We start from the raw sequence: 20545 nt of genomic DNA on the forward strand, positions 1-20545 counted from the left end.
TCTAGTCCCGGTGGTCGCGGATGATGGCGCTCATCAGTTGCACGACGCCAGCAAGCATCAACGTCATCAGGACAAAGACCACGATGTTGTAAATGCGCCTGGGTTGAAGCGGATATTCCGGGCGCGTCGGGCTTTGCACGACGGCCACGTTCTTGAGCTTGCGCGTTGCCTCGATCCGCGCTTTTTCCAGCGCGCCGATAGCGGTCTTGTAGATATCGAAGGCGAATTCCGCTGCAGCTTGCAGGCGGTCATGCTCTTCCACGACGCGGTTCAGGCCACGGCCTTTCGTGGAGACCATCCGGCCGCGCTGCTCTGCCATCTGGCGCTCGACCGCGGCGATCTGGGCGTCGATCTGCTGGATTGCCGGGGACTGGGGCGTAAAGACGTCCTTCAGGGAATTCCGCTTGACATGCAGTTCGGCAAGGGTTGCCTCGGCGTTTGCCACCACGGTCGAGAGGCTCTCGACTTCGCCGCGCGGCGATACCAGGCCATTGGCGTTCTGGTAGGCAACCAGCGCCTGACGTGCCGCCTTCAGGCGTTCGCCCTGATCGTGTACCTGTTTCTCGATATAGACCACCTGCTCGCTGGCGATGCGGTGCGTCATTTCGTTCATGAAGCGTTCGCCGTCCCGGACCAGTTCGGTGCTGATGGCGTGGGCCATTTCCGAGGTGTACGCCTGGACCTTGATCACTAAAACGCGGGCGAAGTCATCGTATTCGACGCTCACGCGTTTCAGATAGTAATCATGGAAACGCTCAAGCGACGCATCCTCGAACCAAAGCCGGGACAACGGGTCCCGGCCGCTGTCCGCGTAATGCTTGCGCAGGCCCAAGCGCTCGTCCAGCCTCTTGAGCATGTCAGCGGAGAGCAGGTATTCCCGCAGCAGCAGCAGGTCCTGTGGCGCGGTATTGCCGACCAGCAGCGAAGTGAAGTCGGTCGCGCTGGCACCCACGCCGTCGCTGCGCTCGATGACAACGCGCGCTTCCGACACATAGAGGTCGGACGCAATCACGCTCCAGTATGCAACGGCGACAAGGCAGGCGGCGATAGCCACCTGCCAGATACGGTTCAGGCTGTTCATGCGTGTCAGGCGGCCAATCTGCCCTGCGGCGCCCGACGTGATCGTCTTCATCATGCTGTGATGCTTTCCCTGTACTCGCGCAGGGCCTCCTCGACGGAATCGAACCAATGCGCGCGACCCTGATGCAGCCAGACTGCCGATTGGCAGAAGCTCTTAAGCGTGGATTCGCTGTGCGAGACCATCACAAGTCCTGCGCGGTCAGCGAGATCTTGAAAAGCCTTCTGCGACTTGTGCTTGAATGCGGCATCACCGACTGCCGTGAGTTCATCGACCAGATAGGTATCGAAATCAAAAGCAAGCGACATGGCGAACGCTAGCCTGGATCGCATGCCCGAGGAATAGGTCTTGACCGGGTCCTCGAAAGCGTCGTTCAGTTCCGAGAATTCGCGCACGAACTCGAGTTTGTCGGCAAGGTCGTCGCTGACCCCATGGATGCGACAGACAAACTTCGTATTTTGCCGACCGCTAAGAGAACCTTGGAACCCACCGGTCAACCCCAGTGGCCAAGAAACCTTGCAGTTGCGCTCAATGCGTCCACTGTTAGGCTGATCGATACCGCCGACCAACCGCAGCAGCGTGGATTTGCCGGCACCGTTCGCGCCGATCAGCGCCACCCGACTTTGTGTCGGAATACAGAGCGACACGCCTTTCAGCACCCACTTGGAACCATGGGCGGTGCGATAGCGCTTATGGACGTCGGTGATCTCAATCATTGCGCCGCCAACTTGGTTGCGTAACGCATATACAAAGCCAGTCCGAGGAAAACAGTGACCGCTGCACAGAAGGCTAAAAATTCCAGACTGATGTGCGTCTCGCCACGGTAGGCCGCGAACCAGCCGCTACGCATGGCTTCCAGCCCATGAGCGATCGGGTTCATTAGCACTACACTGCGCATGCCCCGGGGCAACCCGGACACCGAATACATGACCGCAGAAAGAAAGTAGAGCGGCGTGAAGGCAATCCGGATGAGCTTGCCCAGCCCCGGCAGGAGGGTGCCCACAACGGAAAACATCAAACCAAGGCCCAATCCGAAGGACCACAGCAGGAACGCCGACCACATAACCAGCAGCGGATCATGTGGTCGTACATCAATTTGCAACAGCGCCAGCGCGGCCAACAGCACAGCCCCGACGATGGTGTTCAGGAACGCTTCAACGGTGGCACGAACTAAAACGGTATCGACCGGCTTCACTTGCCGGTACGAGAACAACGCCTGGTTTGCGCTGATGGCTTCCATGCCGCGTTGCGCGACGTTTCGCACCAGAAAGAACCCCCAGACGCCAACGAGCACAAAAACTTCTATGTTTGCATCGTGCCGTACCTGATGCCGGATTACGCCAAAGACCACCATCATGAAAATGATATGCGCAGCAGGCTCGAGCAAGAGCCACAGCCAGGCCGTACGCCCCCCCGCCAGGCGACCAGTGGCCTCGCGCAAGAAAAGCGCCTTCCAGACGGAAACCGCGACAGAGACGTCCGACCGGACCGAGGTCCGGTTCATTGCTGGATGTCGCTCAGGGTGAAGGCATCAAAGCCCCGGGCGCCAAAAGTGCGCATTACTGCACGCGCGCCAGCCTTGCACGATGGGGGGATAGCGGCCCACTGAGGCGTCGCCAGCCGCGAGGTGCGAGGCGGCCGGCAAGCCAATGACCCACGGGCCACGAGCATGATGCTGGCGACCGCTTCCCGATTTGCTCCACGCATTATTCGTTTGTGTTTTTTTGCTGACCGGATGGCGTTTTACGCCACCGCTACTTTTGCAGCGCGCAATAATACGGGTCAGCCGCAGCGAAGGCAACATCTGGTAACAATTTCCCACACCCGCCCCCCAGAAGGGTGATGACAGCACATTTGGCTGCAACTAGATGCATCTCAATCCACTCAACAGGGGACGAGTGGCCCACTCGACACTGCTGAGATCCGCGCCCGGCTTGGATCTTGCGGCTGCTTACCACAATTTTGTTGCACTGCAAAATCAGACCAATCCTATTCTGCGGTGGAGGTTCAAGATAATCGTCAGATAAATGAATGACTAAAAAATTTGCAGCCCGAAAAATAAACACAAAAAATGCTCAAATAAATCAACCGAGGTCAAACGAGTTAATGCGTGTAATCCATTAGCCATAAATGATGATCGGAATAAGTCACGTGGCCAAATTTTGATGACACCTGCTCGCTCTGCTAGGTGAAACCCCTATGTGCGCCGCCCTGCCTATCGTCTGTGTGGAATCGCACAGACGCAGACTTCCCGGAATTTGTCACTGAGAAGTAGGCGGAAACCCTGGCCTATTTCCGCGGATGAAAAAAGCCAGCCTGCCTGGTGGGGCAGTGGATTGAGGTGGATTAAGACGCCGCGTGCGGGAACGCTTCTACTTTCTGGTCGCCGCGTTGTCTGCGTCGCGCGGAAACCTTGAAAGTCGCGCAGCGGATTCGGAGTTTTCTCAATTCGTCTTCCGCGCTGAAGTCAGTCCGATCGACTCGATCCGCGAAAAAAAAAGCGGCAAACATTTGCCGCCTTCCAGTAGACAATCGCGTGCTCAGCGAGGGCCGATGGTCGTTGTACGTCAGCAACACCATCGGGGCAAAACAAGCCTCCCGCCCGGTCGCCAGCTACCCCAACCGATACCAATAGCACCCATCCGCCGCCATCTCCCGCACCGCTTCCCCACGATGCAGCAGGTAGTTCAGATGCGCGATGCTCTCCCCTGTCGCCATCCCCAACAACCCGCCCGCCCCCGTGATCGGCCGTGAAAACAGTTCGCCGAACACGTCCACTGCCCGCTTAGGTTGAGCCAGTGCCCCGCGCAACCGATCCAGCGCCTGCATCTGGCTTGCCCGCAGATAGTCGATGCGGGCGTGCAGCCCGCGGAACGGCTCGTTGTGGGCCGGCAGCACCAGCACATCGTCCGGCACGGCCGCCTTGACTTTGTCCAGCGAAGACAGCCAGTCTTCCATGGGATCGGCGTCGGGTTCGGTCGGAAATACCGACACATTGGACGAGATCTTGGGCAGGACCTGGTCGCCGGAGACAAGCAGCTTCAGTGAGGGGCAATAGAGGCAGGCATGCTCCGGCGAATGGCCGGTGCCGACGACGACCTTCCAGTCGTGGTCGCCGATGCGGAGGGTGGCGCCGTCTTCCAGCCGTCTGAAGCTTTCCGGCAAGGCGTGGACGAATTTGCCGAAGCCGCCGAAGCGGGTCCGGTAGACCTCGATGGCGTCGTCGTCCCAGCCGGCGCGGCGGTAGAACTCGATGGCGTCGTCTGGCGCGGCGCGTCCGGTGTCGGCGGCCAGCACGCGGCACATCAGGTATTCCATCCGGGTCATCCACAGCTGGCAGCCAAACTTGCGCCGGAGCCAGCCGGCCATGCCGATATGGTCGGGATGCATGTGGGTGACAAAAAGCCGCGTCAGGCCGTCAAACAGCGCGCCGCCGTCGCCGAACAGCGTGCGCCAGGCTTGCGCTGTTTCAGGCGTCTGCAAGCCGGAGTCGACCGCGGCCCAGCCTGAGCCGTCGCGGATGGCCCACAGGTTGATATGGTTCAGGCCGAGCGGCATGGGCATGCGCAGCCACAGCACGCCGGGGACGATCTCGCTGGCGCGGCCGGGCTCGGGCGCGTCGCCGCAGGGATAGTCAAGTTCGGGCTTCTTGAGGGGAGTGGGGACAGCGGCGGTATCGTTGGCGGGGGCGCTCATATTGGTCTCGGCGGGGGCCGGGCGTGTGCCGGAGGCCGGCATGCGCCTGTTCCGGCGTTCTGGATACCCCTCACCTTAGCCGAGACGGCAGATTCTTGCCACGGCGGCCGTGCGCCCTCCCCGGCCATTGCGGCCGGTGATCGCCAGAATCTGCCAATAGTGATGGTTCAGGGCGCTGGCAGCACCTTCCCCGGATTCAGCAGGTTCATCGGATCCAGCGCCCGCTTGACCTGCCACATCAGTTCCAGCTCGACCTGCGACTTGTACCGCACCAGGTCGTCCCGCTTGGCCACGCCGACGCCATGCTCGGCCGAGACCGAGCCGTTGCCGGCATAAGCCAGGCCATCCACCAGCGTCGACACCGGCTCGTACCACTGCGCCAGGAAATCCTTTGCAGCCTGACCCCGGGGCCGCAGCGGGTTGAAGTGGACGTTGCCGTCGCCCATGTGCCCGTAGATCACCATGCGCGCGTCGGGCACCAGTTCCAGCACCCTGGCCGAAGCCTCCTCCACAAATGCCGCGATGCGCGACAGCGGCACCGAGACATCGCACTTGATGCTGCCCCCGGTGCGCGTCTGCGCGTCGGAGATCTCTTCGCGGATGCGCCAGAAGGTCTGGACGTCGGACAGGCTGGAGGCGACGGCGGCATCCAGCACCAGTCCCTGGCCGAAGCCGGACTCCAGGATTTCCATCAGCGTGGCGTTGAGGCTTTCGGCGTCGGTGCCGGAGGTCAGTTCGACCAGCACCATCCAGTCATGGCGGTCCTGCAGCGGCGCGGCGACGTTGCCGAGGTATTCCAGCACCAGTTCCAGCGCGGGCCGCGAGATCAGCTCGAAGGCGCTGACGGCCTGGCCGGAGAGCCGCTTGGCTTCGCCGAGCAGCGCCACCGCGGCGGCCGGGTCCTTGACCGCGACCAGCGCCACGGCGGTGCTGCGCGGCTGCGGCATCAGTTTGAGTACCGCACCGGTGATGATGCCGAGCGTGCCTTCGGCACCGATGAAGAGTTGCTTGAGGTCGTAGCCGGTGTTGTCCTTGCGCAGGCCGCGCAGCGACGAAAAGATGCGACCGTCGGGCAGCACCGCTTCGATGCCGAGCACGAGGTCGCGCATATTGCCGTAGCGCAGCACCGCGGTGCCGCCGGCATTGGTCGACAGGTTGCCGCCAATCTGGCAGGAGCCCTCGGAACCGATGCGCAGCGGGAACAGGCGCCCTTCCGCTTCGGCGGCGCCGCGCGCGGCGCTCAGCGTGACGCCGGCCTGCACGGTCATGGTGTCATTGATGGTGTCGACCTCCAGCACGCGGTTCATGCGGCTCAGGTTGACGACCACCGCGGTGCCGCTGTCGTCGGGCACGGCGCCGCCCATCAGCGAGGTGTTGCCGCCCTGCGGCACCACCGGCACGCGGTTGGCATGGCACCACTGCAGCACCTGGCTGACCTGTTCGGTCGACGACGGCAGCACCACCACCTGCGCCTGGCCGCGGTAGATGCCGCGGTAGTCGGTGACGTAGGCCTGGGTGTCGGCTGCGCCGGTGCGGCAGGCGTTGGCGCCGACGATGGCTTCCATCGCACGCAACGTGGCTTCGGAGGTCTGGGGGACGGCTTGCATGGTTTGTCCTGGAGCGGGTCAGTACGCGGCGGAAGGCTTGTCGGCGGCAGCGTCGGCCTCGGCCGCTTTTTGCTCGCGGAACGATGCCGACAGCTTGCGCGCGGCGTTGGCATAGACCAGCACGTCGACGCCGGTGGCCACGAAGGTGCAGCCGAGTTCGAGGTAGTGGCGCGCCAGCGCGGGATCGGAGGTCAGCGTGCCGGCGGCCTTGCCGCTGGCGATGATGGTGCGCATTGCGCCCTCGATCGCGGCCTGCACTTCGGGATGGCCGGGGCGGCCGCGATGGCCCATCGATGCGGCCAGGTCCGCGGGGCCGATAAAGACGCCGTCGACGCCGTCCACCGCGCAGATGGCTTCCAGGTTCTGCAGCGCGGTGACGGTCTCGGCCTGCACCAGCAGGCAGACCTCGTCATCGGCCACGTCGAGGTAGTCGGTGCGCGAACTCCAGCGCGAGGCCCGCGCCACCGCGCTGCCCACGCCGCGGATCCCTTGCGGCGGGTAGCGCGTGGCGCTCACCAGCGCGCGCGCCTGCTCGGCGGTGTCGACCATCGGCACCAGCAGCGTCCTGGCGCCGATATCGAGCAGTTGCTTGATCAGGGCCACGTCGCCGGACACGGCGCGCACCACCGGCTGCGACGGGTAGGCGCCGACCGCTTGCAACGCCTGCAAGGTGGTCTGCAGGTCGTTGGGCGCGTGCTCGCCGTCGATCAGCAGCCAGTCGAAGCCGGCGGTGGCCGAGACTTCGGCCAGGTATGGCGTGGCCATCGACAGCCACAGGCCGATCTGCGGCTGGCGCGCGGCCAGCGCGGTCTTGAAGGGATTGTCTGCGGGCATGTGCATTGTTCCTGTTCGATCTGGCGATTGCCTGGCGATTACCTGGCGATTGCCTGGCGATAGCCCGGCGCTTCAGCCGAGCTGGCCCTGGCAAAGGTACTTGGTGTGCATGTAGTCGTCCAGGCCGTGGCGCGAGCCTTCGCGGCCGTAGCCGGATTCCTTGACGCCGCCGAACGGCGCCGCCTCGGCGGCGATCGCGCCTTCGTTGATGCCGACCATGCCGGTTTCCAGCGCCTGCGCCACGCGCCAGATGCGGCGCACATCGTTGGAGTAGAAGTACGCGGCCAGTCCGAACGGCGTGTCGTTGGCGTCGCGGATGACTTCAGCTTCGTCGCGGAAACGGAAGATCGGCGCAACCGGGCCGAAGGTCTCTTCGCACGACAGCTCCATCGCCGGCGTGGCATCGACCAGCACGGTCGGCGCGTAGTAGTGCGGACCATCTTCCGTGCGCACGCGCTTGCCACCGGTGACCACGCGCGCGCCACGGGTGACGGCATCGTCGACGTGGCGGGCGATCTTGTCAACGGCGCGCGCATTGATCATCGGACCGATCTGCGCGGCCTCGTCCGTCGCGGGGCCGACATGGAGCGCGCCGACGCGCTGCGCCAGCCGCTCGACAAAGTCGTCGTGGACCGCCTCATGGACATAGACGCGGTTCGGGCAGACACAGGTCTGGCCGCCGTTGCGGAACTTGGAAGCCATCAGGCCATCGACCGCGGCATCCAGGTCGGCGTCTTCGAACACGATGAACGGTGCATTGCCGCCCAGTTCCAGCGACAGCTTCTTCAGCGTGGCGGCGGATTCGCGCGCCAGGTGCTTGCCCACCGGCGTGGAGCCGGTGAAGGTGATCTTGCGCACGCGGCTGTCGAGCAGCCAGGCATCGACCACGCCGGGCGTATGTTCGCGCGAGGCGGTGACCATGTTGAGCACGCCCGCCGGAATGCCGGCCTGCTGCGCCAGCCATGCCAGCGCCAGCGCCGTCAGCGGCGTGTCTTCGGCGGGCTTGGCCACCACGGTGCAGCCGGCGGCCAGCGCGGGAGCAATCTTGCGGGCGATCATCGCCAGCGGGAAATTCCACGGCGTGATCGCGGCGACCACGCCTACCGGCTCCTTGAGAACCAGCAGTTTGCGGCCCGGCACAGCTTCCGCGACGATGTCGCCGCAGATGCGGGTCGCTTCCTCGGCAAACCATTCGACGTACGAGGCGCCGTAAAGCACCTCGCCGCGCGCTTCCTTGAGGGGCTTGCCTTGCTCGGTGGAGATGATGCGAGCCAGGTCTTCCTGGTGTTGCAGGATCAGTGCGTGCCAGCGCTTGATCAGCTGCGCACGCTCGCGCGCGGTGCGCCGGCTCCAGGCCGGGAATGCGGCGGCGGCGGCATCGACCGCCAGGCGCGCATCGCCGGCATCGCTGTCGGGCACACAGGCAAAGGCCTCGCCGGTGGCGGGATCGGATACGGACAGGCGAGCGCCGAGGCCGGCATCGCGCCATTGGTCGTCAATCAGGTTCTGGGTGCGCAGCAGCGCGGGCTCGGCAAGGTTCAGGGCCATCGGGAATCGGGAAAAAATGGTGGAACAGCCGGCAATCAGCTGACGATGCCGAGGTGCCAGGGTACGAACTCGTTGTCGCCCAGGCCCAGCATCTCGCTCTTGGTCGGCTCGCCGGAAGCGGCGCGCAGGATATGCTGGAAGATGCGTTCGCCCATCTCGGGCACGGTCAGTTCGCCGTCGAGCACGAGTCCGCAGTTAATGTCCATATCCTCTTCGAGCCGCTGGTACATGGCGGAGTTGGAGGCGAGCTTGATCGTCGGGGCGGGCTTGGAGCCGAACATCGAACCGCGGCCGGTGGTAAAGCAGATCAGGTTGGCGCCGCTGGCAATCTGGCCGGTCACGGCGACCGGGTCATAGCCGGGCGAGTCCATGAAGACAAAGCCGGCCTGATCGATCGGCTCGGCGTATTCGTACACCGCCTGCAGCGGCGTGGTGCCGCCCTTCATCGCCGAGCCCAGCGATTTCTCGAAGATATTGGCCAGGCCGCCCTGCTGGTTGCCGTGGCCGACCACGCCATTGAATTGCGCATTGTGGCCGGCGGTGTAGCGCTCCCACCAGGCCAGCCGGTCGAGCAGCTTCTGCCCGACTTCCGGCGAGATGGCGCGGCGCGTCAGCATGAATTCGACGCCGTGGATCTCAGGCGTCTCCGACAGGATGGCGGTGCCGCCGTGGCGCACCAGAAGGTCCATGGCCGCGCCCAGAGCCGGGTTGGCGCTGATGCCCGAGAAACCGTCCGAGCCGCCGCACTCCAGACCGATCTTGAGATGGCTGGCCGGCACCGGCTGGCGTTTCGCGGCATTGGCCGCGGGCAGCATCGCCTCGATCGCGCGAATGCCCGCCGCGATGGTGGCGCGCGTGCCGCCGGTGTCCTGCATCACCAGCGTATGCACCGCGGGTCCGGGCTCGAGACCCTGCGACTCGACCAGCGATGCGACCTGGTTGCGCTCGCAGCCCAGACCGACGATCAGCACGCCCGCCAGATTGGGATGGCGCGCATAGCCTGCCAGCGTGCGTCGCAGCACGTCGAAATGCTCGCTCGGCGACGACATGCCGCAGCCGCTGGTCTGCGCGAATGCGACCACGCCATCGACGTTGGGATAGGCTGCCAGCCGTTCCGGGGTGAAATGCGCGGCAATCTGCCGGATCACCGTGGACGAGCAATTGACCGAAGACAGGATGCCGATGAAATTGCGCGTGCCCACGCGGCCATCGGCGCGCACGAAGCCGTTGAACGTGGCGCGCTGCGCCTCGGGCACGTAGTCGACCGGCCGTACGTCCTGGCAGAACGCCGGATCGCGATAGAAATCGACCAGCGTCAGGTTGTGCGAATGCACGTGCTCGCCGGGCACGATATCGCGCGCGGCCACGCCGATCACGGTATCGAACTTGCGCACCGGCGTGCCCGCCGCAATGGCGCACGCCGCGATCTTGTGGCCCGCCGGCACCTGCGCGCGCACGCGCACCGCGGGTTCGGCAAGCTGCTGGCCCAGCGACAGTTCATGCCGGGCGACCAGCACGTTGTCGTTGGCGTGCAGGCGGATGACGGGATTGGGCTTCACTTGTGATTCGCTTGAATGGACGGCTGGTGGTGCGAAAGACGGTGGTGCGACAGACTGTGCGACTGCGCTCGATGCGACTGCGTTCAGCTTTGCTGCAGCAGTTCCTTGAGCTTCAGGCGCTTGATCAGGTCGGTTTCCTGCGCATAGACGCTGGCCACGTACTTCTTGTAGTCGGGGCCGTCCAGGTACATCAGCGGCGCATCCAGCCGTGCCGCGACCTGCTTGAATTCATTGCTCGCCACCGCGGCACGGAACGCATCGCGCAGCGTCTTCTCCACCGCGGGCGGCAGGCCCTTGGGCGCGCCGATGCCGTTGGGCGCTTCCACCACCACGTTGTAGCCGAGTTCCTTCAGCGTGGGCGTGTCCTTGAAGCGCGATGCGCGCTGCTCGCCCCAGGTCGCCAGCAGGCGCAGCTTGCCGGCTTCCACATGCGGCGCCCACGAGCTGGAATCGGCCAGCAGTTCCACCTGGCCCGCCAGCACGTCCTGCAGTGCGGCGGCACCGCCCTTGTAGGCGATCGCGTTGAACTGCACGCCCGCGGCCAGCGCAAACTGCTCCATGCCGACATGGGTCGCGCCGCCGATGCCGGCGTGCGCATAGGTGACCTTGCCGGGGTTCGCCTTGGCCGCCGCGACCACGTCCTGCAGCGTCTTGTAGCGCGAGTTGGTCGGCACGGCGATGCCGAAGGTCTGGCCCGACGTGCGCGCCAGGTAGGTCAGCTCGGTGCGCGGGTCCAGCTGCAGCATGCCGAGCTGGGCAAAGCGCGTGACCGAGATCGGGATCTGGCCGATGGTGTAGCCGTCCGGCGTGGCGCGCGCGAGCGCCTTGGTACCGATCATGCCGGAAGCGCCGGCGCGGTTTTCCACCACGATCGACTGCTTGAGAATGCCGCTGGCCACCTGGCACAGCGCGCGCATCGACTGGTCCGCCGTGCCGCCGACCGGCCACGGGCAGATAAAAGTGATGGGACGCTCGGGATACGCGGAGGCCAGCGCGCGCGAGCCCGGCAGCAGCACGCCGGCGGCACCAGCAGCCACGCCGGCGGCAGCGCCGATGAGCAGGTTGCGGCGCTTCAGGTCGATGGGGAGTCCTTGGGTCATTTGCGGGTGTCTCCGTGTTTTGATTATGGGCGACCGGTGCGGGCCCGGCGTCAGTCATGCCAGGCATTCTGTCTCCGCCGAACATAACAATCCAATCAAAAACTGGCATTGCTTCATAACGTTTCTGTTAGGTAGACTGCCGCCATGGTCAAGATCGATCGCGCGCTGCGCTCCAACATCAAGCTGCGCCATCTGCAATTGCTGGTGGCGCTGGATGAATTCCGCCACCTCGGACGTACCGCGGAGTTCCTGTCGGTGAGCCAGCCCGCCGTGTCACGCGTGCTGACCGAAGTCGAGAAGATGCTGGGACTGGCGCTGTTTACGCGCTCGACGCGTGGCACCGAGCCCACGCCCGCCGGCGAATCGCTGGTGCGCTTCGCGCGCTCGGTGCTGGCGCAGTACGAGCAGACCCGCGACGAGATCGCGGCGGTGCAGAGCGGCGCGTCGGGGCGCGTGCAGGTGGGCTCGATGGGCGCCGCCCTGCCGGTTCTGCTGGCGCGCGCGGTGGGGCTGCTCAAGGACCGCCATGCGCGTGCCACCGTGCTGGTAGAGGAAGGCGACCTGACGCACCTGCTGCCCAAGCTGCGCCTGCGCGAGCTGGACCTGATCGTCGGGCGGCTGGAGCCCGGCTATGCGGCGCCGGACCTGGTGACCGAGGCCTTGTTCGAAGAGCCGATGGTGGTGGTGGTCAGGCGCGGCCACAAGCTCGCGCGCAAGACCCGCCCCGGCTGGGCCGACCTGGCGGCAATGCCGTGCGTGCTGCCGCCACCGTGGGCATCGCTGCGGGTGAAGATCGAGCAGGCGTTCTACCGCTACGGGCTGCATCCGCCGCAGGACGTGATCGAGACATCGTCCTACCTGGCGCTGGCGACCTTCGTCGGCCAGCGCGGCGCGGCCGGGTTCATGGCGCAATCGGTGGCGCGTGCGATGCAGGCGGAAGGCAAGCTGCAGGTGCTGTCGATGGATGTGCCGGTGGAACTGCCGCCAGTTGGCATCATTACGCTGCGCGAACGCGCGCCGTCGCTCAGCGCGGAGCAGATGCTGGCCTGCCTGCGCCAGGCCGCCGCGGAAGGCGCCTAGCCGCGCGCCAGCAGCGCCGGCACCGAAGTCGCCAGCAAGCCCACGCCGGACGCCGTCAGCAGCGTCAGCACGATCTTGCGGAAGGTGGCCTCGCTGATGCCGAGGTACAGGCGCGTGCCGAGCAGCGTCGGCACCAGCATCGCGGGCGCCACCACCAGGAACATCGGCAGCATGTCGCGCGTGACGATGCCCTTGCCGACGTAGGCGGCCATCGTCATCGCCAGCGTGGCAAGGTTGAAGTTCTGGATCACTGCACGCTGCTCATCCTTGTCGAAGCCGCGCAGCGTGCACCACAGCGTCGGAATCACGCCGGTGAAGCCGCCGATGCCACCCATCACACCCCCGGCCGCACCGGCAACGCCATCCGCCACGCGGCCGCCCACGCCGATGCGCGGCAACTGGCCCGCCACTAGCATCACCGGACACCACAGCGTCAGGAAGGCGCCCAGCACCACCTTGAACCACAGCGCATCGAGCATCGGCAGGACCGCCACGCCCAGTGGAATGCCAGCCACGCCGCCGGCCACGAACGGCCACAGCCGCCGCCACGACAAACCGCGCCGCACCGATGCCGCGGCCAGCAGCTGGCCGGTGAGCGCACCGAACACCGTCATCGCCGCCGCCAGCCGTGGCTCGATGGCCCAGGCCCAGAACGACATCGCCACCATGCCAAAGGCAAAGCCGGAGAGGCCCTGGACAAACCCGGCGACGGCGGCGCCGGTGATCACGATCAGCAAGGTGGAATCCATGGAGACAAGACGCGCGCCACCGCTGTGGGCGCCAGACAAGGCATCAGGGAAGGCATCAGGGCAAGCGCGTGACTATGCACTTCTTTGCCGCGCATGTCAGCAGTGGCACCTGTTGCACCGCGCAAAACTGATACGGTGTTTTCTCTTGAAGGTGATGCTGTTATTGCCAAGGGCAGATGAGTAGGATGACCTCTGGCAGTCGGCCCAGGTTGGGCTCACGCCGCCCGCTGCGGCGAAATGTCACCCGGCCGGCCTGCTGCCAATCGCGCTGCACGCGGCGTACACTACGCTTACCGCACGCGCCTACGGCCCGCGCCCCCGGCGCGCCCCCGCCGGCAGGCCGGCCTGCCCCCAGCAGTGCCGCGCCCGTCCCGCAGGCGTGCGCCAGGCCAGCGCCACGGAGAACAATATGTTTGGTTTGACCGCGCTTGACCTCGCCCGCATCCAGTTTGCCTTTACGATTTCCTTCCACATCGTCTTTCCCGCGATCACCATCGGCCTCGCCGCCTACCTGGCGGTGCTGGAAGCCTGCTGGTTGCGCACGAAGCGCCCGCATTACCGCGACCTCTATCACTTCTGGTCCAAGATCTTCGCCGTCAACTTCGGCATGGGGGTCGTCTCCGGGCTAGTGATGGCCTACCAGTTCGGCACCAACTGGAGCTTCTTCTCCGAGTTCGCCGGCAGCATCACCGGGCCGTTGCTGACCTATGAAGTGCTGACTGCCTTCTTCCTGGAGGCGGGCTTCCTCGGCGTGATGCTGTTCGGCTGGAACCGAGTCGGGCCCGGGCTGCATTTCTTCTCCACCGTGATGGTGGCGCTGGGCACGCTGATTTCCGCCACGTGGATCCTCGCGTCGAACAGCTGGATGCAGACGCCGGCGGGTTTCGAGATTATCGACGGCCGCGTGGTCCCGACCGACTGGTTCGCGGTCATCTTCAACCCGTCCTTCCCCTACCGCCTGCTGCATATGAGCGTGGCGGCGTTCCTGGCCACGGCGCTGTTCGTCGGCGCCTCGGCGGCGTGGCACCTGCTGCGCGGCCGCGACAACCAGGCTATCCGCAAGATGCTGTCGATGGCGATGTGGATGCTGCTGATCGTCGCGCCGATCCAGGCCGTCATCGGCGACCTGCACGGCCTGAACACGCTCAAGCACCAGCCCGCCAAGATCGCCGCGCTCGAAGGCCACTGGGAGAACCATGGCAACGAAGGGCTGCCGCTGCTGCTGTTCGGCTGGCCCGACATGCAGCGCGAGGAAACCCGCTTCGCGGTGGAAGTGCCGCGCCTGGGCAGCCTGATCCTGACACACACCTGGGACGGCCAGATCCAGGGGCTGAAGGAATTCGCCCCGGAGGACCGGCCCAATTCGACCATCCTGTTCTGGTCGTTCCGCGTGATGGTGGGCCTGGGACTGCTGATGATCGCGCTCGGCGCCTGGAGCCTGCTGTTGCGCCGGGGCGAACGCCTGTACCGCGCCCGCGCCTTCCTGCATATGGCGCTATGGATGGGCCCGGCCGGCGTGATCGCGATCCTGGCCGGCTGGTACACCACCGAGGTGGGCCGGCAGCCCTGGGTGGTCTACGGTCTGCAGCGCACCGCCGACGCGGTCTCGCCGCACGGCGTGCCCGAGCTGGCGCTGACGCTGGGGATCTTCGTGATCGCGTACTTCTTTGTGTTCGGCGTCGGCATCGCCTACATGATGCGGCTGGTGCGCAAGGGGCCGGTGCTGGAAGCGCCAAGACCGGAGGGCGGCCCGGGACGCGAGCATACGCCGGCCCGCCCGCTCTCCGCCGTGGACGACGACGAAGTCCTTGCCCCCAACCCCGCCGCGCGCACCCGGAGCTGACACCATGGGCATCGATCTCTCCCTTCTCTGGATCGTCATCATCTTCTTCGGCGTGATGATGTACGTGGTGATGGACGGCTTTGACCTGGGCATCGGCATGCTCTTCCCGTTCGTTCCGGACCGCCATGACCGCGACGTGATGATGAACACGGTGGCGCCGGTCTGGGACGGCAATGAAACCTGGCTGGTGCTGGGCGGCGCCGGGCTGCTGGCGGCGTTCCCGCTGGCGTACTCGGTCGTGCTGAGCGCGCTGTACCTGCCGCTGATGCTGATGCTGCTGGGCCTGATCTTCCGCGGCGTGGCGTTCGAATTCCGCTTCAAGGCCAACGACCGCGAACGCCCGGTGTGGGACGCGTCCTTTATCCTGGGCTCCGCCACCGCCAGCTTTTTCCAGGGCGTGGCGCTGGGCGCCTATATCGACGGCATCAAGATGGAAGGCCACCGTTTTGCCGGCGGCCCGCTGGACTGGCTGGCGCCCTTCCCGCTGTTCTGCGGCGTCGGGCTGGTGGTGGCGTACACCGTGCTGGGCAGCACCTGGCTGATCATGAAGACCGAGGGCGGCCTGCAGCAACGCATGATCAGGCTGGCCGGGGCGCTGGCATGGCTGCTGCTGGCCGTGATCGCGGTGATCAGCCTGTGGACGCCGCTGACGCACGCCGAGATCGCCGAGCGCTGGTTCAGCCTGCCGAACCTGTTCTGGTTCTCGCCGGTGCCGATCCTGGTGGCGCTGTGCATGCTGATGCTGATGCGCGCGCTGCGCCGCGAGCCGAACATGGCGCCCTTCCTGTATGCGCTGGGGCTGGTGTTCCTGGGCTACAGCGGGCTGGCGATCAGCGTCTGGCCCAATATCATCCCGCCCGGGATCTCGATCTGGGACGCGGCCGGGCCGCCGCAGAGCCAGGGCTTTGCGCTGGTCGGGGCACTGTTCATCATCCCCTTCATCCTGATGTACACGGTATGGGCCTACTACGTGTTCCGCGGCAAGGTCCGCCACGGCGAGGGCTATCACTGATGACGGCGCCGACATGGCTGCGCCGGCTGGGCTGGCTGGTGCTGATCTGGCTCGCCAGCGTGGCGGCGCTGGGGGTGGCGGCATGGGCGCTGCGGATGATCATGCAGAGCGTGGGATTCCGCAGCTGAGGCGGGCAGGAAACCGGAATTGGCGGGACTGGCGTGCAGCGCAGCGGTCGTGCAGCGGGGTGGGACGCTGCCGGCCATCAAGAGGCGGTCCCGACCGAAGCCCAAGGACTGTTGTGCGGGTTGCGGTCACTCGATACTCCACCGCTGAGACGCCGATTTCAGCGGCTTCGCGAAGCGATTGGCCAGGCTCGCCGCTTAGGAACTGCGGACTGTATCCTGAACGAAACAGATTGCACCGATTTCACCAGCGCCTCGAATCCATATGTCTGCCATAACATAATGAAAACAACACATCAGACAGTGTTGGCATCTTTGTTGCGGCTTATTTTGGGGTGACGACCTCGCGCGCCGAGCCTGCCGACAGCAGGGCATTTCGCATGGGTTGCGGGTATGGAAAAATTGCGGTTTGCGCCATGCCCTGCCCGTTCCGCCGGGTCGCATGCCAAGACAAGTTTCGAATCCGGGACACTTCGGCGAGGAGACTGCGATGTCCAAGAGATTCCTTCTTGTGCTTGCAATTTCATTCTTTCTCGCAGGCTGCGGCGGCGGGGGCGACGACAACGACAGCAACGAGGCAGCCAGCACGCCGGTGCAGCCTCTGACGGTGCCACTCAGCACAGCCATGGCAGGTCTGGCTGCGAATGGGCTGACCGCAAATTTCTCGATTTCCGGCACGGTAGAGAATGTGCCGGTATCAGGCTCCGGAACACTGACCGCCACCCCTTTCGTTGCGACCTTTCTGAATAACACTTCGGTATTGAGGACCACTGAAACCCTCAGCGGCACGCTTGTCGCGAATGGCAATTCGGTGCCGTTCTCGAACACCAGGACCGTCTTCCGCAATACTGTTACCTATGCCGTGATGGTGATCGACGAGGGGGATGCCTTCGTGGTGTTCGCCGACCATACGATTCCGCCGACAGTGAAGGCCGGCGACTCGGGACCTCTGGCAAGCGCCACTATTTACTCGGACAGCACCCGGGCCACGAAGGTGGGTACACTTTCCGAGTCCTATAGCGTTGCCACCGATACCGGAAACAGCCTGCTGCTGACCTTGCTCGACACGGTGTTCGACAACGGCAATGCCCGCATCGCCGAGGATGAGACCACGTTTCGCATCGACACCAGCGGCAACATCAGCTTTGTTTCGTCCAAATCCATGGTATTCGATAGCAATGGGCAATCGCTGGGCACGCTGGTGTTCCAGTAGGCCAGTCAGGAGCAACCGCATAGGCCAATCATGCAAGGCGAGGCGCGCCTATCGGAACCAATGATCGGCCATGAGGGTTAGCCTCTTTTCTACGCCGACAAATCGCTTCTCGCAGACGGAAGGCTGTTTCGTAGACGCTGGCCAAACCAGGTGCGACTTCCGGCATGTTCACGTCTGAAACATACTTCTGCTCGATATTGCGCGAACCCCGCAGGAACTAATCTGACACTACAACAAGAGGGGGTTCCTCATGAATCGGTTAATTCTGGCGATTGGTCTTGGCCTGTTGACAATTCAGGGCTGCGCGACAAAGAACTACGGGCGGGTCGGGACGGTGACGGACTTCGAGCGGCAGACGATGTCCTGTCGTGAGATTCAGCTTGAGCAGGCCAAGGTAAATGGCTTTACCCAGGCCGTCGAGAAGGAGAGCGAGTTCAGTGGCCGTTCAGTTCTGTCATTCCTGGGAGACTTCGGCATCGGGAACATGATCGAGAAGCGTAGCGCCATGGAAAGCGCCGACAATCGCGCGCGTCAATTGCAGACACTCAGCGACCTGCGTCGATGCCCGGAGGCGACACCGCAGGCGGCGACGGCGCCAGCTCCATTGCCAACTGCGAGCCGATAGTCAGGCGCGGCCGGGCCATTAAAGATGGCGGCGTTATTGGAAGCGAGCATGTGCCATTCCCTTCACACTGCGGCGAGCCTGGCCGAGTCAGCCACGTCGACCGACCCGAGTTCGAATCTTCGAAAGTGTTACGACGAAATTACGGCCACCACCGAGAAATCGATTCGCCTTATCCTCAGCCAGTCGGAAAGCGGTCGCGGCAACAATATCCGGGACGCATGGCTTGCCTACGGCCTCTACGTAGCATGGTGGAAACTCACCGCAAGTCATCGGACACCAGAGGACGATGAGCGTTTGCATAAGCTCGCGAGGCGATTCAGAGAGGCAATCTAGCGACGATGTGTTCGTGTTCCTGTTGATGGCGATGGGCGCATGGCGCGTCGGGCTGCGCCGCTATGCCTCCACCGGCAGCTAAAGCCCCTTTGCCCGCAATACGCGCAAGAATCCGAATAGCGGCATCAGCATTCTTTCCCCCTCTGTCACCACGGTGACAACCCCTGTTTTTACTCTGCGAGCGCATTGCGGGGAGCGCAATCCGCCACGCGGCACCGGCCGCCGGCGCAGAACAACGCAGACAGACAGGGGAATGACACATGGCAGGAAAGCATGCAGCGCGTGGCGACGGCAACGGGCGCGCGCGGGCCGGGGCGGCGCTGACCGCGCTGGCGGCGGCAATGGCAGCGACACTCTCGGCGTGCGGCGGCGATGACACCGCGGCCAGCGGGCCCGCGCCGGCCGACACCGTGACCACGGCGCCGGCGCCCGCCGGCCAGGGCGGGCCGCGCGTGCTGCTGGCAGGCATCGACGGCGCCACCTATGCGCAGGTCCAGGGCGCGATCCTGCGGCGCGAGCTGCCCAACCTGGCGCAGCTGAACGTGGTGCCGGCCGCCACCGGCGGCGTGCCGGGCACCGTCACCGCACAATCGACGCTGGGCGCGCCCAGTTGGGCCACGGTCTTGACCGGCACCTGGGTCAACCGCCACGGCGTCGACGATGACACCGGCAGCACGCCGCTGCAGGCGCCCACTGTCTTCCGCCACCTTCGCGACGCCGGCAAGCCGGTGCTGCAGCAAGGCGCCACGATCAGTTCGCCGGTATTGCCGGCGCTGCTCAAGGCCGAACAGGAAACCGGCGCGCTCGATACGCTGGTTGACTGTGCCGGCGTGGATAGCTGCGTCACGCAGAACGCGCTGCGACAGCTGCAGTCCGGTTATGGCATGGTGTTCGCCCAGTACAGCGCCCCGGCTGCGGCAGCGGAAATCGGCGGATTCGGCGGCGGCGCCTATGCGCGCGCCCTCGTCGATACCGACAAGGCGCTGGGCGAGCTGCTGGCCGCCGTCGCCACGCGCCGCCAGGCGCAGCCGGGCGAAGACTGGCTGGTGCTGGTCACCACCAGCCACGGCCCCGATGCCACCGGCACCACCACCACGGCGCCGACCGTGGAAAACCGCACCGCATTCCTTGCCACCAACAAGACGCTGAACGCCGCGCTGGCCCGGCCGGGCGCCGCCGCCCCCATCACTGCGGCAGAGCTGTCGGCGCTGCCGACCGAGGCCGATCTCGTGCCGACGATGCTCGCGCACGCCGGCGTGGCCACAGACCCCGCCGCCAGCCGGCTCGATGGCGCACCGCTGCAGGCGACTGCTGCCGGCGTACGGGCGATCGGCGCCAGCGTCGGCCGCTACAGCGACACCATCACGCTGAGCTGGCAGAACCCCACCGAATCCTTCGGCACCACGCGCGTGCTGCGCGACGGCGTGGTGGTGGCTTCGCTGGCGCCCGGGTCGCGCGAGTTCACCGACAGCGCCTTCGACATGCCCACGGGCTTGTACCGCTTCAACTACACGCTGGTACGCAATGACGTGCCGGTGTCGTACCTGGCGCAGATCCACTACGTCAAACCCGTCACGCTGGCGCCCACGCTGCGCGATGGCCTGGCCACGTACTTCAGCATGGACAGCAAGCCGTTTGCCGACAGCAAGGGCGGCGCCACGCTCGGTCCGTGGGTTGCCGGCACCGATGGCGGCTCGCTTGCGGACGACAACTTCACCGGCAAGTCGCTGCGGGTCGATTCCAATATCGACGCCTACAAGCTGGCGCACAACGGCGCCGACATCGCGCTGAGCCCGCGGCGATGTGGACGCGGGTGCTGACGCTCGACGAGCTGAAGACGATCACCGGCGCGCGCCAGCCGCTGTCCACCCTGAACCCCTGATCCGCCGACAACTCACCGGGGCGCCACGGCGCCCCCCGTCCCCTGCAGGAGCACAACACCATGACTCTCCGATCTTCCACGCTGGCCGCCCTGCTGCTGTGCCTGGCGCTTGCCGCCTGCGGCGGCGATTCCGGCGACAGCCCGGCCACGGGCACGCCGGGTGGCACGCCCGGCGGCACCCCGGGCGGTGGCGGCAACGAACCCGGCCAGCCGCCCGCAGTCACGCCGCAACTACGCTGCGCGCCCTGAGCTGACGCAGGC

At 65.3% G+C, this 20545-nt stretch carries 18 protein-coding genes; 8 read left to right on the top strand and 10 right to left on the bottom strand.

Features of this window, described 5'->3' with window-relative positions; translation table 11 throughout:
- Nucleotide 1 precedes the first annotated feature (1 nt).
- The 9 genes from J8I82_RS28915 to J8I82_RS28955 form a co-directional block, all read right to left on the bottom strand.
- Nucleotides 2-1135, bottom strand: coding sequence for a KpsE/RkpR family capsule polysaccharide export protein (locus J8I82_RS28915; protein WP_209762631.1), 1134 nt, complete (start codon nucleotides 1133-1135; stop codon nucleotides 2-4).
- Complete coding sequence (locus tag J8I82_RS28920; protein WP_209762634.1) at nucleotides 1132-1794, bottom strand: ABC transporter ATP-binding protein; 663 nt, start codon at nucleotides 1792-1794, stop codon at nucleotides 1132-1134. Before J8I82_RS28920 ends, J8I82_RS28915 begins: the two co-directional genes overlap by 4 nt.
- Entirely contained in the window at nucleotides 1791-2582 is a 792-nt protein-coding gene (locus J8I82_RS28925; protein WP_209762636.1) for an ABC transporter permease, read from the bottom strand. The genes J8I82_RS28920 and J8I82_RS28925 overlap by 4 nt, the downstream gene beginning before the upstream one ends.
- Nucleotides 2583-3691: 1109 nt before the next feature.
- Entirely contained in the window at nucleotides 3692-4774 is a 1083-nt protein-coding gene (locus J8I82_RS28930) for an MBL fold metallo-hydrolase (protein ID WP_209762828.1), read from the bottom strand.
- Between the two features lie 167 nt (nucleotides 4775-4941).
- Complete coding sequence (locus J8I82_RS28935) at nucleotides 4942-6339, bottom strand: FAD-binding oxidoreductase (RefSeq protein ID WP_209762831.1); 1398 nt, start codon at nucleotides 6337-6339, stop codon at nucleotides 4942-4944.
- Between the two features lie 60 nt (nucleotides 6340-6399).
- Nucleotides 6400-7215 (bottom strand): 4-hydroxy-2-oxoheptanedioate aldolase, encoded by an 816-nt coding sequence (hpaI, locus tag J8I82_RS28940; protein ID WP_209762639.1) that lies wholly within the window; start codon nucleotides 7213-7215, stop codon nucleotides 6400-6402.
- A 72-nt stretch (nucleotides 7216-7287) separates the two neighbouring features.
- Complete coding sequence (locus J8I82_RS28945) at nucleotides 7288-8763, bottom strand: NAD-dependent succinate-semialdehyde dehydrogenase (RefSeq protein WP_209762642.1); 1476 nt, start codon at nucleotides 8761-8763, stop codon at nucleotides 7288-7290.
- Nucleotides 8764-8798: 35 nt separating this feature from the next.
- On the bottom strand, nucleotides 8799-10322 hold the full coding sequence (locus tag J8I82_RS28950; protein WP_209762645.1) for a UxaA family hydrolase: 1524 nt from the start codon (nucleotides 10320-10322) through the stop codon (nucleotides 8799-8801).
- Nucleotides 10323-10405: 83 nt separating this feature from the next.
- Complete coding sequence (locus J8I82_RS28955) at nucleotides 10406-11422, bottom strand: tripartite tricarboxylate transporter substrate binding protein (RefSeq protein WP_209762648.1); 1017 nt, start codon at nucleotides 11420-11422, stop codon at nucleotides 10406-10408.
- A gap of 144 nt (nucleotides 11423-11566) precedes the next feature.
- On the opposite strand from J8I82_RS28955, the gene J8I82_RS28960 reads away from it, so the two are divergent.
- Complete coding sequence (locus tag J8I82_RS28960; protein ID WP_209762651.1) at nucleotides 11567-12502, top strand: LysR substrate-binding domain-containing protein; 936 nt, start codon at nucleotides 11567-11569, stop codon at nucleotides 12500-12502.
- Here the strand turns inward: J8I82_RS28960 and J8I82_RS28965 are convergent.
- Nucleotides 12499-13251, bottom strand: coding sequence for a sulfite exporter TauE/SafE family protein (locus J8I82_RS28965; protein WP_209762654.1), 753 nt, complete (start codon nucleotides 13249-13251; stop codon nucleotides 12499-12501). The genes J8I82_RS28960 and J8I82_RS28965 overlap by 4 nt on opposite strands.
- 409 nt (nucleotides 13252-13660) lie before the next feature.
- On the opposite strand from J8I82_RS28965, the gene J8I82_RS28970 reads away from it, so the two are divergent.
- The 7 genes from J8I82_RS28970 to J8I82_RS29000 all read left to right on the top strand — a co-directional run bounded on the left by J8I82_RS28970 (nucleotide 13661) and on the right by J8I82_RS29000 (nucleotide 20533).
- On the top strand, nucleotides 13661-15094 hold the full coding sequence (locus J8I82_RS28970; RefSeq protein WP_209762657.1) for a cytochrome ubiquinol oxidase subunit I: 1434 nt from the start codon (nucleotides 13661-13663) through the stop codon (nucleotides 15092-15094).
- Between the two features lie 4 nt (nucleotides 15095-15098).
- Nucleotides 15099-16106 carry a cytochrome d ubiquinol oxidase subunit II gene (gene cydB / locus J8I82_RS28975; RefSeq protein ID WP_209762660.1) on the top strand — a complete coding sequence of 336 codons (1008 nt, stop codon included), beginning with the start codon at nucleotides 15099-15101 and terminating at the stop codon, nucleotides 16104-16106.
- Nucleotides 16106-16234 (top strand): DUF2474 domain-containing protein, encoded by a 129-nt coding sequence (locus J8I82_RS28980; protein WP_209762662.1) that lies wholly within the window; start codon nucleotides 16106-16108, stop codon nucleotides 16232-16234. The genes cydB and J8I82_RS28980 overlap by 1 nt, the downstream gene beginning before the upstream one ends.
- Nucleotides 16235-16721: 487 nt before the next feature.
- The gene (locus J8I82_RS28985; RefSeq protein ID WP_209762665.1) at nucleotides 16722-17444 is read left to right on the top strand and encodes a hypothetical protein; all 723 of its coding nucleotides are present in this window, start codon (nucleotides 16722-16724) and stop codon (nucleotides 17442-17444) included.
- Between the two features lie 250 nt (nucleotides 17445-17694).
- Nucleotides 17695-18069, top strand: a complete 375-nt coding sequence (locus tag J8I82_RS28990) for a hypothetical protein (protein WP_209762668.1) — start codon at nucleotides 17695-17697, stop codon at nucleotides 18067-18069.
- Between the two features lie 593 nt (nucleotides 18070-18662).
- The gene (locus J8I82_RS28995) at nucleotides 18663-20222 is read left to right on the top strand and encodes an alkaline phosphatase family protein (RefSeq protein WP_245180230.1); all 1560 of its coding nucleotides are present in this window, start codon (nucleotides 18663-18665) and stop codon (nucleotides 20220-20222) included.
- 122 nt (nucleotides 20223-20344) lie between these two features.
- A complete protein-coding gene (locus tag J8I82_RS29000) occupies nucleotides 20345-20533 on the top strand; it encodes a hypothetical protein (protein ID WP_209762670.1) in 189 nt (62 codons plus the stop codon).
- Nucleotides 20534-20545: the final 12 nt, after the last annotated feature.

The organism is Cupriavidus consociatus (genome assembly GCF_017814975.1).
Classification (GTDB): domain Bacteria; phylum Pseudomonadota; class Gammaproteobacteria; order Burkholderiales; family Burkholderiaceae; genus Cupriavidus; species Cupriavidus consociatus.